At 42.5% G+C, this 14,749-nt stretch carries 9 protein-coding genes; 6 read left to right on the top strand and 3 right to left on the bottom strand.

Going from position 1 to position 14,749, the window contains the following annotated elements:
* Nucleotides 1–49: 49 nt before the first annotated feature.
* The 3 genes from dapE to HKX40_RS02750 all read left to right on the top strand — a co-directional run bounded on the left by dapE (nucleotide 50) and on the right by HKX40_RS02750 (nucleotide 4,260).
* On the top strand, nucleotides 50–1,177 hold the full coding sequence (gene dapE, locus HKX40_RS02740; RefSeq protein ID WP_171588020.1) for a succinyl-diaminopimelate desuccinylase: 1,128 nt from the start codon (nucleotides 50–52) through the stop codon (nucleotides 1,175–1,177).
* A gap of 201 nt (nucleotides 1,178–1,378) precedes the next feature.
* Nucleotides 1,379–2,278 carry a 50S ribosomal protein L3 N(5)-glutamine methyltransferase gene (prmB, locus tag HKX40_RS02745; RefSeq protein ID WP_171588021.1) on the top strand — a complete coding sequence of 300 codons (900 nt, stop codon included), beginning with the start codon at nucleotides 1,379–1,381 and terminating at the stop codon, nucleotides 2,276–2,278.
* A gap of 62 nt (nucleotides 2,279–2,340) precedes the next feature.
* Nucleotides 2,341–4,260: an ATP-binding cassette domain-containing protein gene (locus HKX40_RS02750; RefSeq protein ID WP_171588022.1), complete on the top strand. Its 1,920-nt coding sequence runs from the start codon at nucleotides 2,341–2,343 to the stop codon at nucleotides 4,258–4,260.
* Nucleotides 4,261–4,512: 252 nt separating this feature from the next.
* On the opposite strand, the gene lpdA is transcribed toward HKX40_RS02750, so the two are convergent.
* From lpdA to aceE, 3 genes are all read right to left on the bottom strand, one after another.
* The gene (gene lpdA / locus HKX40_RS02755) at nucleotides 4,513–6,267 is read right to left on the bottom strand and encodes a dihydrolipoyl dehydrogenase (protein WP_171588023.1); all 1,755 of its coding nucleotides are present in this window, start codon (nucleotides 6,265–6,267) and stop codon (nucleotides 4,513–4,515) included.
* A 12-nt stretch (nucleotides 6,268–6,279) separates the two neighbouring features.
* Nucleotides 6,280–7,971, bottom strand: a complete 1,692-nt coding sequence (gene aceF, locus HKX40_RS02760; protein WP_171588024.1) for a dihydrolipoyllysine-residue acetyltransferase — start codon at nucleotides 7,969–7,971, stop codon at nucleotides 6,280–6,282.
* An 84-nt stretch (nucleotides 7,972–8,055) separates the two neighbouring features.
* Complete coding sequence (gene aceE, locus HKX40_RS02765) at nucleotides 8,056–10,743, bottom strand: pyruvate dehydrogenase (acetyl-transferring), homodimeric type (RefSeq protein ID WP_171588025.1); 2,688 nt, start codon at nucleotides 10,741–10,743, stop codon at nucleotides 8,056–8,058.
* Between the two features lie 736 nt (nucleotides 10,744–11,479).
* On the opposite strand from aceE, the gene HKX40_RS02770 reads away from it, so the two are divergent.
* The 3 genes from HKX40_RS02770 to folD are packed head-to-tail and all read left to right on the top strand — an operon-like array spanning nucleotide 11,480 to nucleotide 14,692.
* Complete coding sequence (locus tag HKX40_RS02770) at nucleotides 11,480–13,225, top strand: PAS domain-containing sensor histidine kinase (RefSeq protein ID WP_171588026.1); 1,746 nt, start codon at nucleotides 11,480–11,482, stop codon at nucleotides 13,223–13,225.
* The gene (locus HKX40_RS02775) at nucleotides 13,225–13,842 is read left to right on the top strand and encodes a response regulator transcription factor (RefSeq protein WP_171588027.1); all 618 of its coding nucleotides are present in this window, start codon (nucleotides 13,225–13,227) and stop codon (nucleotides 13,840–13,842) included. Before HKX40_RS02770 ends, HKX40_RS02775 begins: the two co-directional genes overlap by 1 nt.
* A gap of 1 nt (nucleotide 13,843) precedes the next feature.
* Nucleotides 13,844–14,692: a bifunctional methylenetetrahydrofolate dehydrogenase/methenyltetrahydrofolate cyclohydrolase FolD gene (gene folD / locus HKX40_RS02780; RefSeq protein WP_171588028.1), complete on the top strand. Its 849-nt coding sequence runs from the start codon at nucleotides 13,844–13,846 to the stop codon at nucleotides 14,690–14,692.
* Nucleotides 14,693–14,749 lie beyond the last annotated feature (57 nt).

Consider the following 14,749-nt stretch of genomic DNA (forward strand, 5'->3'; position numbering starts at 1 on the left):
ACCTCATAGTCTTATGACTTTAGGTACTTAACGTTTTTAATAAATCACTATGACCACTGCTGTTGAATTAACTGTTGATTTAGTCCAAAGAGACTCAATCACACCTGATGACAAAGGCTGCCAAGAACGTCTTGTTGAAGAACTAGCCCCTGTAGGGTTTACTCCTGAATGGATGCCTTTTGCTGAAGTCAAAAACTTATGGCTACGCAAAGGCACTCAGGCTCCTCTTGTGGTTTTTGCTGGACATACCGATGTCGTTCCTACTGGACCTATTGAGCGTTGGGAAACACCGCCTTTTTCAGCAACCATTAAAGACGGTAAACTCTATGGTCGTGGTGCTTCTGATATGAAGGCAGGTGTAGCCGCCTTTACCATTGCTTGCCGAGAATTTGTTGAGGAACACCCCAATCATAAAGGCTCTCTTGCATTATTAATTACCTCTGATGAAGAAGGTCCTTCCATTAATGGTACGGTCAAGGTCTGCGAAACACTCAAAGCACGAGGTGAACAGCTTGATTACTGCATCGTTGGTGAACCCTCTTCTAGCAAAGTCTTTGGCGATACTATCAAAAATGGTCGCCGGGGTTCACTTACAGGGGATTTGACCATCAAAGGCAAGCAAGGTCACGTCGCTTATCCTGAGAAAGTACGTAATCCTATCCATTTGGGAGCAGCTGCCATTGCTGAACTCGTCGCTACAGAATGGGATAACGGCAATGATTATTTTCCTGCTACTACATTCCAAATTTCGAATTACCATGCAGGTACAGGGGCAACAAACGTTGTACCTGGAGCTGCCAAAATCGTATTTAACTTCCGTTTTTCTACTGCTAGTACCCCTGATAGTCTCAAACAACGTGTTCATGCTATTCTAGATAAACATAATTTAGATTATGAGCTAGTGTGGACACTAGGTGGAGAGCCTTTTTTAACAGAAAGTGGCATTCTTACTCGAATGATGCAAGAAGCTATTTTTGAAGAAACTGGCGTTCAGGCAGAACTAAGTACCACAGGTGGTACATCTGATGGACGCTTTATTGCCAAAATCTGTCCTCAGATACTGGAGTTTGGCACCACCAATGCTAGTATTCACCAAGTGAATGAGCATGTTGTAGTGGATGAAGTGACAAAACTAAAAGACATTTATAAACGTTTGTTAGTCAAATTACTCACTTAAACACTTAAAATACGAGGCTTTGGAATAACAACCAAAGCCTTTGTTATTCATTATTATCTTTTCCTGTGCTAATAGTGTAATAACTATCTCACAGGTTACACTATCATATACAGCATAATTTTAAGGGCGAGTAAGATAACCATCTCACATATGGCTTATACCTACCACACTAAACAGTGACAACAAAAAGGATTTTTTATCATGGCAGATACTTTTGAGGAATTACAAACCGTACGCGATATGATTCGCTATGCAATTTCTGAATTTAACCGTGCCCAACTATTTTTTGGACATGGATCAGACAATGCATGGGACGAAGCCGTCTATCTGACATTACATTCTTTAAGTCTGCCCTTGGATAATTTAGACCCTTTTTTAGAAGCTCGACTCCTGAAAAGTGAGAAAGAACATTGCTTGTCACTGATTAAAGCCCGTGTTGAAAAACGTGTGCCACTTGCTTATTTAACAGGTGAGGCATGGTTGCAAGGACATCGTTTTATTGTCAATGAAAATGTCCTTGTTCCTCGCTCCCCTATTTCAGAGTTAATTGCCGAACAACTACAGCCTTGGGTGGCGGATCCAGAGGCCCCTCTTAATATCCTAGATATATGTACAGGATCTGGAAACTTGGCTATCTTAGCTGCATTGGAGTTTCCTCATGCTCATGTAGATGCTGCGGATATTTCAGCATCCGCATTGGAAATCGCCCAACAAAATATCAATCTATACCAACTAGACCATCAAGTACATCTTTATCAAAGTGATTTATTTGAGAGCTTACCACCTAAAGCCTATGACATCATTATTTGTAATCCTCCTTATGTCAATAGTACCTCAATGGAGGCATTACCTGATGAATATCGCAATGAGCCAGCCTTAGCCTTGGCTGGAGGTGAGGACGGTATGGATTTAGTGCGTCGTATTCTATATGCTGCCCCTAACTACCTCAATGAAGCTGGGTTTATGGTCTTGGAAATTGGGCATGAGTATGAGAATTTCTTAACAGCATTCCCTTCTATTAGCCCAACACTACTAGAAACCGAAACAACAAACGAGAGTATTTTATTGCTTACTCGTGAAGATTTGTTGATGTTGGATTAGAAGGATATTCTCTGCTTTTTAAGTCTTACCCTCGTCTATTAATTTTTTAAAATTTTTCACCTATGATTAGAGCAACAGGATTAAGTCTACGTCGTGGAACCAAACTCCTTTTAGAGCATACTGATTTTGTTATCCATCCCGGAGAGAGAGTGGGTATTGTAGGTAAAAATGGAGCGGGTAAATCAAGTCTTTTTGCTCTTTTGCTAGGGGAAATAGACCAAGACAGTGGGGATTTAGACATTCCAGCAGCTTGGCGCATCTCTCATGTTAAGCAAGAAACCCTTGTCGGAAAGCAAAGTGCCCGTGACTTTGTAATTGATGGAGATACACACTTACGCCAACTCCAAGCTGAGCGTGCTGCAACTCCAGAGGGAGATGGGCAGCGTATTGCAGAATTAGAAAATGAGTTGACCGAAGCAGGTCATTGGACGGCTAATTCCCGAGCAGAGCAACTACTCGCAGGTTTAGGTTTTACTCCTGAACAGTGGGAGCAATCCATTGAAAGTTTTTCTGGTGGGTGGCAAGTTCGCTTGGCATTAGCACGAGCCTTGATGAAACCATCTGATTTACTGCTACTTGATGAGCCGACAAACCATCTAGACTTAGATGCCATGTTGTGGTTAGAAAAATGGCTGCAAAGTTACTCTGGCACAGTAATTGTTATCTCACATGATACTGAGTTTCTCAATGCCGTCGCTAAAGTAATTTTAAGTTTTGAAGGGCAAAAACTCATCCGCTATAAAGGAGACTATGATAGTTTTCTTACCCAAAAGGCAGAACGTATTCGTCAACAACAAATTGCTATTGATCGTCAAACACGCGAAACGCAACGATTGCAAAGTTTTATTGACCGCTTCAAAGCCAAAGCAACCAAAGCTAAACAAGCACAAAGCCGTGTTAAAGCCCTGGCTCGCATGCAAATGTTGGCCCCCATCAAAGCTGAACACAGTATTGATATTCGTATTCCTGCCCCTGAAAGCATGCCCGACCCTTTGCTTATTATGGATAAATTAAGTGTGGGCTACCCTACGGAAAATGGGACTAAAACGATTTTAAGTAATATTACTCTCATGCTTCGAGGTGGTGGACGTATCGGTGTACTGGGAGTCAATGGAGCAGGTAAATCAACATTAATAAAAACTATTGCACATGAATTAGAACCATTAGCAGGCGAGTTTAAACCCTCTAGAGGTTTATCTATTGGCTATTTTGCACAACATCAATTAGATATGCTGGATATGCAAGCTACCCCTCTTATGCATTTACAACGTATTGCAGACCCTAATATTCGTGAGCAAGAGTTACGCAACTATCTTGGTATGTTTGGTTTTAGTGGTGATGTAGTCAATAGTCCAATTACACCGTTTTCTGGTGGAGAAAAAGCCCGTCTAGCCCTCTCTCTCGTTGTATGGCAAAAACCTAATTTATTATTACTTGACGAGCCAAGCAACCACTTGGATGTTGATACACGGGAAGCTCTTGCTACTGCACTTGCTGAGTTTGAAGGTAGTGTTTTAATGGTATCACATGACCGCCACTTGTTGCGTACTACTGTTGACAATTTCTGGATTGTTGCAGACGGCACGGTGACAGAGTTTGATGGCGACTTAGAAGACTATCAATCTTGGTTAGCTAACCGTCACCAACAACAAAAGCGTGAAGAGCGTGAGGACCGTGGTAATGATGCCAATGTCAATCGCAAGGATCAAAAACGATTGGAAGCAGAAGAACGTCAGCGTAAAGCTGCTCTTCGTAAACCTTTAGAAAAACGACTTGCTATAGTCGAAAAAAACGTAGAAAAGAATCAAGCTCGCCTGGCAGAAATTGACAGTTTTATTGCTGATGAAAACTTCTATAGTGAAGAACGTCGTGAAGAGCGTGCAAAACTCCTAGAAGAACACGGAGTTCTCACCAGAGAAACACAAGCACTAGAAGAAGAGTGGATGGAGCTGCTAGAGCAAATTGAAGCTATTAATAACTAACCCTTTTTTCAGAATTTTCTAATAATAGTCGGCTATTCTATACGGTTTATTAACAAAGAGAATGGGGATGGTTCTTGACTTAAAATTAACAGACACCCTAGTCTTAGACTAACATACTGTTCACAAGCTCAGGTTAGGTACTGCCATACCAAAGAAGTTTAACAATTAAGCACTGTCTCTCATGAGAAACAGTGCTTTTTTTCAAAAGGAATAAACAACTAACCCAAATAGGTTAATGAATTTAATTCCACCTTATTTGCGTTTACGCTGTGCTGGTAAGTCAGTGCAAGCACCATGTGCAACTTCAGCTGCCAATCCCACAGATTCCCCTAGGGTTGGGTGTGGATGAACAGTACTACCAATGTCAGTAATATCTGCCCCCATTTCAATGGCTAGGCAAACCTCACTAATTAAATCCCCTGCACTCGTACCCACGATACCACCACCAAGGATTCGATGTGTTTCTGCATCAAAAATCAATTTAGTAAAGCCTTCGTCACGACCATTAGCGATAGCACGACCAGACGCTGCCCAAGGGAACACTCCTTTTTCAATAGCAATACCTTGTGCTTTAGCTTGATCTTCTGTTAGACCTACCCAAGCCACCTCAGGGTCAGTAAAGGCTACGCCAGGGATAACACGTGCATCAAACTCTGCTTTTTCTCCTGCAATAACCTCGGCAGCCACATGACCTTCATGTACTGCCTTGTGTGCCAACATAGGTTGACCCACAATATCCCCAATCGCAAAGATATGAGGGACATTGGTACGCATTTGTGTATCAACAGGGATAAAACCTCGTTCATTAACTATTACACCAGCTTTATCAGCAGCAATTTTCTTGCCATTAGGCGAGCGACCTACTGCTTGCAACACCAAATCATAGCGTTGAGGTTCAGTCGGTGCACCCTCGCCTTCAAAACTCACATAAATACCGTCAGGTTTAGCTTCAGCAGCAACAGTTTTGGTTTTCACCATAATACGGTCAAAACGGTGCTCGTTTTTCTTTTGCCATACTTTAACCAAATCACGGTCTGCTCCTTGCATAAGACCGTCCATCATCTCAACCACATCTAAACGTGCACCAAGAGAAGAATAAACGGTACCCATCTCAAGACCAATAATACCGCCACCGATAATCAACATCTTCTTAGGAATAGATTTCAGTGCCAATGCCCCTGTCGAGTCAACGATACGTTCATCTTCTGGCAAGAAAGGCAATTTCACCGATTGGCTACCTGCGGCAATAATGGCATGTTTAAAGGCAACCTCTTGAGTACCACCTGCAGCAAGCTCAACGGTAAAATGATGGTCATCTTTGAACTGTGCCACACCTGTGATGACGGTCACTTTACGACCTTTTGCCATACCACTTAAACCTGCAGTAAGTTTACCCACCACAGCGTCTTTATAAGCACGTAACTTATCCAAATCAATACTAGGTTCACCAAAACTAATACCGTTAGCTGCAAGATGTTTAGCTTCATCAAGCACCGCCACATTGTGCAGTAACGCTTTAGAAGGAATACATCCCACATTTAAGCAAACACCTCCTAGTGTAGGATAGCGTTCAATCAATGCTACTTTTAGACCTAAATCTGCTGCACGAAATGCTGCTGAGTATCCACCAGGACCAGCACCAAGCACCACCACATCAAAAGCATCATCCCCCGCACTAGATTTAACCCCTGCTGGAGCCACTGCAGGCGTACTCGTAGCAGCTTGAGTTGCTGGAGCAGGCTTTGCTTCAGGGGCTTTAGGGGTAGCAGCCTCACTAGGCTCGGCTACTAAAATTACCGTACCTTGACTAACTTTGTCACCCACTTTCACTGATAAAGACTTCACTACACCAGCAACATCACTAGGAATCTCCATAGAGGCTTTGTCAGACTCCACCGTAATAAGACTTTGATCCTTGGTGATTGTGTCGCCCACATTCACCAAAATCTCAATCACATCTACCTGATCAAAATCACCAATATCGGGAACTTTAACTTCTACACTCATTATAGCCCCCTCTTATACCAATACACGGCGGAAGTCAGCAAGTAACTTAGCTAAATAAGCATTAAAGCGTGCTGCTGCTGCGCCATCAATCACACGATGGTCATAAGATAGCGATAAAGGAATAGTGAGGCGAGGTACAAACTCTTTACCATTCCATACTGGTTTTTGGTATGAGCGGCTTACGCCCAAAATCGCTACTTCTGGTGCATTAATAATCGGAGTAAAGTGTGTACCACCAATACCACCTAATGAAGAAATAGAGAAACAACCGCCTTGCATTTGGGTTGGAGAGAGTTTACCTTCTCGAGCCAATTTTGCTAATTCAGAAGTTTCCTTGGCAATGTCTGAAATAGACTTCTTGTCTGCATCACGAATAACAGGTACCACTAAACCATTTGGTGTATCAGCAGCAAAACCAATGTGGTAATACTGTTTCATCACCAAGTTATCACCATCTAGAGAAGCGTTAAACTCAGGGAACTGTTTCAAACACTGAACAACCGCTTTAATCAAGAAAGCCAGCATGGTGAATTTCACACCTGCTTTTTCATATTCCTTGTTCAAAGTTACACGGAACGCTTCTAAATCCGTAATATCAGCCTCCTCATTATTGGTTACATGAGGAATCATGACCCAGTTACGGTGAAGGTTCGCACCGGAGATTTTCTTGATACGAGAAAGCGGCTTAGTTTCGATAGGACCAAATTTGGTAAAGTCTACTTTTGGCCAATCTAATACAGATAAACCGCCACCCACATTAGTACTACCACCCGCATTCACGTTGTTATTAGGTGCCACGGATAAAGCCGCTTTAACAAAAGCGCGTACATCATCGGCGGTAATACGTTCTTTACGTCCTGTACCTCTCACCTGGCTCAAATCAACGCCTAACTCGCGTGCAAATCGACGCACAGAAGGCGACGCATGAGGCAGGTTGCGGAATTCATTACCGCTTAGTGCGTATGCTGCTGTAGGAGAAGCACGGCGAACACCCTCCACCGCAGAAGTATCCGCAGTAACAACAGAGCTTTCAGAGGTCTGTGCAGGAGTCGAAACCGCAATCACTTCACTAGATCCTACTGGACTAGAAGCAACCACAGCTTCTGCCATACCAACCGTTTCAACTTGTAGGATAACTGATCCCTTGCTCACTTTATCCCCAACCTTCACACTTAGGCTGAGCACTTTACCTGCATGGCTAGAAGGGATTTCCATAGAAGCCTTATCTGACTCTACAGTAATAAGACTTTGGTCTACTTTGATGGTATCGCCTACTGCTACCATGACTTCAATCACATCCACTTGATCAAAATCACCAATATCAGGCACCACCACATCCACCACAGCAGGGGCAGCAGAAGGAGCTGTAGCCACCGCTGCTGCAGGAGACGCTACCGTTTCTGTTTTTGTAGCAGGTGCAGCAGAGGCAGCTTCTTGTTTAGCTGGCGCTGGCGATGCCACATCACTTGCTTCTACTTCAAGAATGACACTACCTTGACTAACCTTATCACCCACTTTAACAGCGATAGACTTAACAACACCTGCTGTATCACTAGGAATTTCCATAGAAGCTTTATCAGACTCTACAGTAATTAAACTTTGATCGACTTTGACTGTATCACCTACATTGACGAGCAGTTCAATCACTTGAACTTCATCAAAATCACCAATATCAGGCACTTTGACTTGTGTTAATTGACTCATTCTTATATTCCTTATGGTAAGGTGTGAGAAGATGTCTTCGTTATCATTGATTCAATACGAAGACTCCTCACACACATTTATCACTTATGCGTACTGTGGATTTGATTTATTCACGTTGATACCATATTTAGTGATAGCTTCTGCCACTTTTTCGGCTGGAATCTTACCTTCATCAGCCAATGCTTTTAGTGCAGCAAGTGTCACAAAATAACGATCCACTTCAAAGTGATTACGGAGTTTGTAACGGAAGTCTGAACGACCGAAACCATCTGTACCCAAGACACGATAAGTACGACCCGCAGGGATAAATTCACGAATCTGGTCAGCAAAAATCTTCATATAATCTGAAGAAGCAATCACTGGACCCGTAGTACCTTTAAGCAACTCAGTGACATAAGGCACACGTTGTTTACCTGTTGGGTTAAGTAAATTTGCACGGTTGCAATCCAAACCATCACGGCGTAACTCTGTAAAGCTAGGGCAAGACCATACATCTGCCATCACTCCCCAATCTTTTTCAAGGAGTTCTTTGGCAGCCTGTACTTCGCGTAAAATTGTACCTGAACCTAATAATTGAACTCGCAACTCGCCTTTACCGCCCTCTTCGAGCTTGTACATACCTTTGATAATACCTTCCTCGTCACCTTCTTTGAGACCAGGTTGTGCATAGTTTTCATTCATCAACGTGATGTAATAGAACACATTTTCTTGATTCTCTACCATGCGTTTTAAGCCGTGTTGCATAATCACTGCAACTTCATGTGCAAAGGTTGGGTCATAAGAAACGCAGTTAGGAATAGTCGCTGCAAGAATATGGCTATGACCATCCTCATGTTGTAGACCCTCGCCATTCAATGTTGTACGACCAGCCGTACCACCCAATAGGAACCCACGAGCTTGCATATCACCAGCTGCCCAGGCAAGGTCACCAATACGTTGGAAGCCAAACATAGAGTAGTAGATGAAGAATGGAATCATAATACGGTTATTGGTAGAGTACGAAGTTGCCGCCGCAATCCATGAGCAAAACGCACCAGCCTCATTAATACCCTCTTGCAATAACTGACCATTCGATTCTTCACGGTAGTACATAACTTGGTTTTTGTCCACTGGTACATATTTCTGTCCTTCAGGGGCATAAATACCAATTTGACGGAACAAACCTTCCATACCAAAGGTACGAGACTCATCAGAAAGAATAGGCACAACGCGTTCACTCAGCTCTTTCTCACGCAATAACTGATTTAAGAAACGAACAAAGGCTTGCGTAGTAGAAATGGTACGACCTTCAGCAGTAGGATCTAAAATCGCTTGGAATTTATCCAATCCAGGTACACGTAATTTCTCATCTGCCATGAGACGACGGCGAGGATAATAGCCACCTAACTTCTCACGATGCTCACGAAGATACTTCATTTCTGGAGAATCTTCTGATGGTTTAAAGTATGGAATCTCATCTACCTTATCATCTGGAATAGGAATATTAAAACGATCACGGAACTCACGAACAGACTCATTATCTAATTTCTTTTGTTGGTGAGCAGGGTTTTTACCTTGCGCCACTTGGCCAAGACCATAACCTTTAATAGTTTTGGCAAGAATCACTGTCGGTTGACCTACTGTTTTCATCGCCGCATCAAAAGCAGCATATACTTTGTTAGGATCATGACCACCACGATTTAAACGCCAAATTTCTTCATCGCTCATACGACTGACCATTTCTAGTGTACGAGGATCTTTGCCAAAGAAATGTTCACGTACAAAGGCACCGTTATTGGCTTTATATGCCTGATACTCACCATCAACGGTCTCTTCCATGATTTTGCGAAGCGCTCCGTCTTTGTCACGAGCTAATAAAGGATCCCAATAAGAGCCCCAGATTAACTTAATCACATTCCAGCCACTACCACGGAAGTCACCTTCGAGTTCTTGGATAATCTTACCGTTACCACGTACAGGACCATCTAAACGTTGAAGGTTGCAGTTAATCACAAAGATAAGATTATCAAGTTTCTCACGCGCAGCTAAACTGATAGCTCCTAAAGATTCTGGCTCATCCATTTCACCATCACCGCAGAAACACCATACCTTACGCTTAGAGGTATCAGCAATGCCACGTGCATGGAGGTATTTCAAGAAACGGGCTTGATAAATCGCCATCATAGGGCCTAAACCCATAGATACTGTTGGGAATTGCCAAAATTCAGGAAGCAATTTAGGATGAGGATAAGACGGTAAACCCTTGCCATCCACCTCTTGGCGGAAGTTATCCAACTGCTCTTCAGTAATACGCCCCTCTAAGAAAGCTCGAGCATATACTCCAGGAGAAGAGTGACCTTGGAAATACACTAGGTCTCCACCATGATCTTCGGTCTCTGCATGCCAAAAATGGTGTTGACCGCAGCCAATCATTGTTGCAAGAGAAGCAAAAGAAGCAATATGTCCGCCTAAGCTACCCCCATCCTCAGGTTCGTGACGGTTAGCTCGCACCACCATTGCCATGGCATTCCAACGTACATAAGCACGAATACGAGCTTCTAACTCCAAGTTACCAGGGTTAGGAGGTTCCAAACCAGGAGGAATAGTATTCACATAAGCCGTGTTAGGGGAATAAGGAATATTGGAGCCGGAACGACGAGCTAAATCGGTTAGTTGTTCAATAATATAATGCGCACGCTCTGGTCCTTCCCTATCCAATACAGCCTCTAGGGATTCAAGCCATTCTTTGGTTTCTACCGCATCTACGTCTTGTGGTATTTGATTCGTAGCCATGCATTGCTCTCCTACATTAAAAATTGCAGATGTTTTTTAAATAATACGATAGTTATTTTCTAAATACCCATCTCTATGTGTCTGGATATAGCATTCTTGGAATACCTACCTCTATTTGTCAGGATATAGCATTCTCGGAATATCTATCTCTATTTGTCAGGAATTATGCCATACTTTTGGGAAAAATTAAGGGTAAACCTCTATTTGCTTTTTATTTAATTTCTCTTATTAGCAAAAGCAACACTCCATTAATTCAAACAACGTTTAATACAAAATATATTTTACAACTCTCCTATATACAACATACCCATGGTTATTTTTCATACCTCTAAAGTTTCTTTTGACCTATATCGTGTTACTCACCGTTTCTTCTATCCTATAGCATATCACCATGCATGAACCCTGCCACTTACTCTCTTACCGTTTTCATGGTTTTTATGACTAGTCTTTTACTCCTACTCGCTTTAAAAAATCAAAGCCCCATCTTTGTTCTAAGATAACAATGCTTTTCCCTATTTGCTTTGACACTTTAAAAAGTCAATAATCTCCATCCTCTTTTTTCGCCTCAATTTGACACAGCCCCCAAAAACACTATTTGTCCATAACTTATTTCTAATCTAAAGCATTTTTTGCACGCACCGCATCAAAAAATTCTACAATAGAGATGTGAACAAAAGTAATAAATATGTAGAAAAGACTAGATAGAGTAGCGAGGTGTTTTCTCGCTGTATGTTTTATGCAAGAGAATCATCAAAAAAATTTGATTAGTAAATCACTTAACTACACCACAAAATCGCGTCGACTACATTGGCTAGCACCGGTGTTTGTCATTATGCTTTATATTGTGGTGATGGTAGCTTTTTTTAGCTTACAAAAAATTCAGACCAATCTTCTCCCCTATTTTGTCGACAATAATGAGGGACTGCAACATTTATTAAATGTTATCATTATCGCCCTTTCTGTCCTAATCATTATCAGTCTATTCTTGATGTGGCGCTATACACGTCAACGCCTTCAGACAGAACAAGCTCTAGAAACAGAGACGATTTTCCGTCGAGCAATGGAAAACTCCATGTCAACAGGAATGCGCGTAATTGATATGCAAGGACGCATTATTTATGTCAACCCTGCTTTCTGTCGTTTGATTGGCTGGGATGAATCCAGTCTCATTGGTACGGTACAACCCTATCCCTACTGGATTCCTGGGCGACATAAAGAGCATATGAGAGTAATGGAAATCCTGCTAGCCGGTAAGGCTCCTAGCTCAGGTATTGAATTAGAAGTACAACGTCGGGATGGTTCCCGCTTTACAGCTCGTCTTTATGTCTCACCTATGCGTAACCCAGATGGGCAACAAATCGGTTGGATGACCTCCATGACCGATATTACAGAGCCTAAGCGCGTCCGTGAAGCACTCTCTGCCGCTCACGAACGGTTTATGACAGTACTTGAAAGCCTAGACGATGCTATTTCTGTAGCTGCAGATACCCCCAATGGTGTAGAGTTACTATTTGCCAATCGTATGTACCGTCGTCTATTTGGGTCACAGCCTTATGGGCATCAAGAACTGCTAAAACAAATCAATGAAAACCGTGACGGGACTAATCAGTATTTTATTCCTATGGTCAATATCTGGTTTGAAGTACATCACCGTACTTTGGGTTGGACTGATGGTCGCAAAGTACGTTTGCAAGTTGCTCGTGACATCACTGAACGCCTCAAACATGAGCAGGAATCCCGTAATCAACAAGAAAAAATCCAACTTACTAGTCGTCTTACAACTATGGGGGAAATGGCCTCTACACTTGCCCATGAGCTTAATCAGCCGCTGACAGCAATTGTAAACTATAACACAGCAGCAATCAGTCTACTCAAAACCGGCAAGGCAGATGCGGATAAAATCATTGCAGCTCTTGAAAAATCAGCCACTCAAGCTGAACGAGCAGGTAAAATCATTAGTCGTATTCGTGCTTTTGTCAAACGCAGTGACCCACGTCGTCAACAAGCCCATATTGAGAGCATTGTGGCCAACACTTTGGACTTGGCTGAAATTGATGCACGTAAACATGGTAAGCAAATTGAATCTTATATTGAACCAAACTTACCTAATGTCTATGCCGATCCAATTCTTATTGAGCAAGTTTTACTTAACCTTATTAAAAATGGCTTAGAAGCCATGACACAGAGCGAATCCAAGATAATCAAAGTTCATATCGCTCGTGTTGGCAAAGAGGTTGAGGTCTCTGTCATCGACCGAGGTCACGGACTCAAAGAGCCAGAGCGCCTGTTTGAGCCATTCTTTAGTACCAAAACTGAGGGTTTAGGTATGGGATTAAATATTTGCCGAACCATCATCGAGTCTCACCACGGCCAGTTATGGGCAGAACACAATCCGGAAGGTGGAACGATATTTAAATTCCGACTACCTTTATTGATAAGCAGTACAATACCATCTTCTTCATCAACAGAAAAGGAAATATAATGACGACTAACAGCACTATTTATATAGTAGATGACGACGACGCTGTACGCGACTCACTACGATTCTTGCTTGAAACAACAGGCTATAATGTTCTCACTTTTTCTAGTGGTGAAGAATTCCTAGAAAAATACGACCCTAGTTTAGTGAGCATCCTAATTACTGATGTCCGTATGCCCGGCATGAGTGGTTTACAGTTACAAGAAGAACTCAATGCCCGTAAAGTCAACATTCCTGTGGTGTTTATCACTGGTCATGGCACCGTACCTATGGTGGTTAATACGATGAAAAAAGGTGCTGTTGATTTTATTGAAAAACCGTTTAATCTGACTGAAATTCAAGAGGTGATTACCAACCTATCCAAAGAGGCACAGGTACGGGCTGCTGCTGCTCAGAGCCAACGGGCCAATGAGGAACTACTTGGTCGTTTAACTACACGTGAACAACAAGTTCTTGGACGTATCGTAGCTGGTCGTTTAAACAAACAAATTGCAGATGACCTAAATATCAGCATTAAGACGGTAGAAGCCCACCGTGCCAATATCATGGAGAAATTACAAGTTTCTACTGTGGCAGACTTAATGAAAGTTGCCCTTAACTCACAAAGCACAAAGGAATAATATGAGCGCTGCGATTATTGACGGTAAGGCTCTCGCTAGCCAAATTAAAGCGGATTTACAAGAACGTATTGCCCACTTAAAAAGCAAGGGCATAGTCCCTGCTCTGACGGTAATTTTAGTTGGTGATGACCCTGCTTCTGCTGTCTATGTCAATAGCAAACACAACACCTTTGTGCAGCTTGGCCTCAAAAGTGAAGTTATCCGCATGCCTGCAGATACTTCGCAAGAGACCTTACTTAATAAAATCCGCGAGCTTAATCAAGACAAAAACCTACATGGTATTTTGGTACAGTTACCGCTTCCTAAGCATATTGATACCAACACAGTGATTGACACCATTGATCCTAATAAGGATGTGGATGGTTTTCATGTGAGCAATGCTGGTGCCCTCATGACAGGCAACCCGCGTTTTATTCCTTGCACTCCTTATGGCGTAATGAAAATGCTAGAGTCGCAACACATCACTATCCGCGGAGCAGAAGCCGTAGTAGTTGGGGCTAGCAATATTGTGGGAAAACCTATGGCATTACTTCTCCAAAAAGAAGGAGCCACTGTCACTATTTGCAACTCAAAAACCAAAGATCTTGCCGCACATACTCGCCGTGCAGATATTTTGGTCGTCGCAACTGGACGTCCAGAAATGGTAACTGGAGATATGATTAAACCAGGAGCTGTAGTGATTGATGTAGGCATTAACCGCGGAGCTGATGGTAAGCTCAAGGGAGATGTAGAATTCGCCTCTGCATCCCAAGTTGCCGGAGCGATTACTCCTGTTCCTGGAGGTGTTGGTCCCATGACCATTGTAATGCTGTTAGTTAATACCATTGAATCTGCAGAAAGACTACTATAGGGGTATATAGTCACAACCCGTATCCAAACCAGTAGCATAGATACCTAGTGATTTACA

Origin of the sequence: Pelistega europaea (assembly GCF_013133775.1) — a bacterium.
In the GTDB taxonomy this organism is placed as follows: Bacteria; Pseudomonadota; Gammaproteobacteria; order Burkholderiales; family Burkholderiaceae_B; genus Taylorella; species Taylorella europaea.

Coding starts and splice junctions, on each gene's coding strand:
- dapE (WP_171588020.1), top strand. CDS start 50: ATGACCACTGCTGTTGAATTAACTGTTGATTTAGTCCAAAGAGACTCA.
- prmB (WP_171588021.1), top strand. CDS start 1,379: ATGGCAGATACTTTTGAGGAATTACAAACCGTACGCGATATGATTCGC.
- HKX40_RS02750 (WP_171588022.1), top strand. CDS start 2,341: ATGATTAGAGCAACAGGATTAAGTCTACGTCGTGGAACCAAACTCCTT.
- lpdA (WP_171588023.1), bottom strand. CDS start 6,267: ATGAGTGTAGAAGTTAAAGTTCCCGATATTGGTGATTTTGATCAGGTA.
- aceF (WP_171588024.1), bottom strand. CDS start 7,971: ATGAGTCAATTAACACAAGTCAAAGTGCCTGATATTGGTGATTTTGAT.
- aceE (WP_171588025.1), bottom strand. CDS start 10,743: ATGGCTACGAATCAAATACCACAAGACGTAGATGCGGTAGAAACCAAA.
- HKX40_RS02770 (WP_171588026.1), top strand. CDS start 11,480: ATGCAAGAGAATCATCAAAAAAATTTGATTAGTAAATCACTTAACTAC.
- HKX40_RS02775 (WP_171588027.1), top strand. CDS start 13,225: ATGACGACTAACAGCACTATTTATATAGTAGATGACGACGACGCTGTA.
- folD (WP_171588028.1), top strand. CDS start 13,844: ATGAGCGCTGCGATTATTGACGGTAAGGCTCTCGCTAGCCAAATTAAA.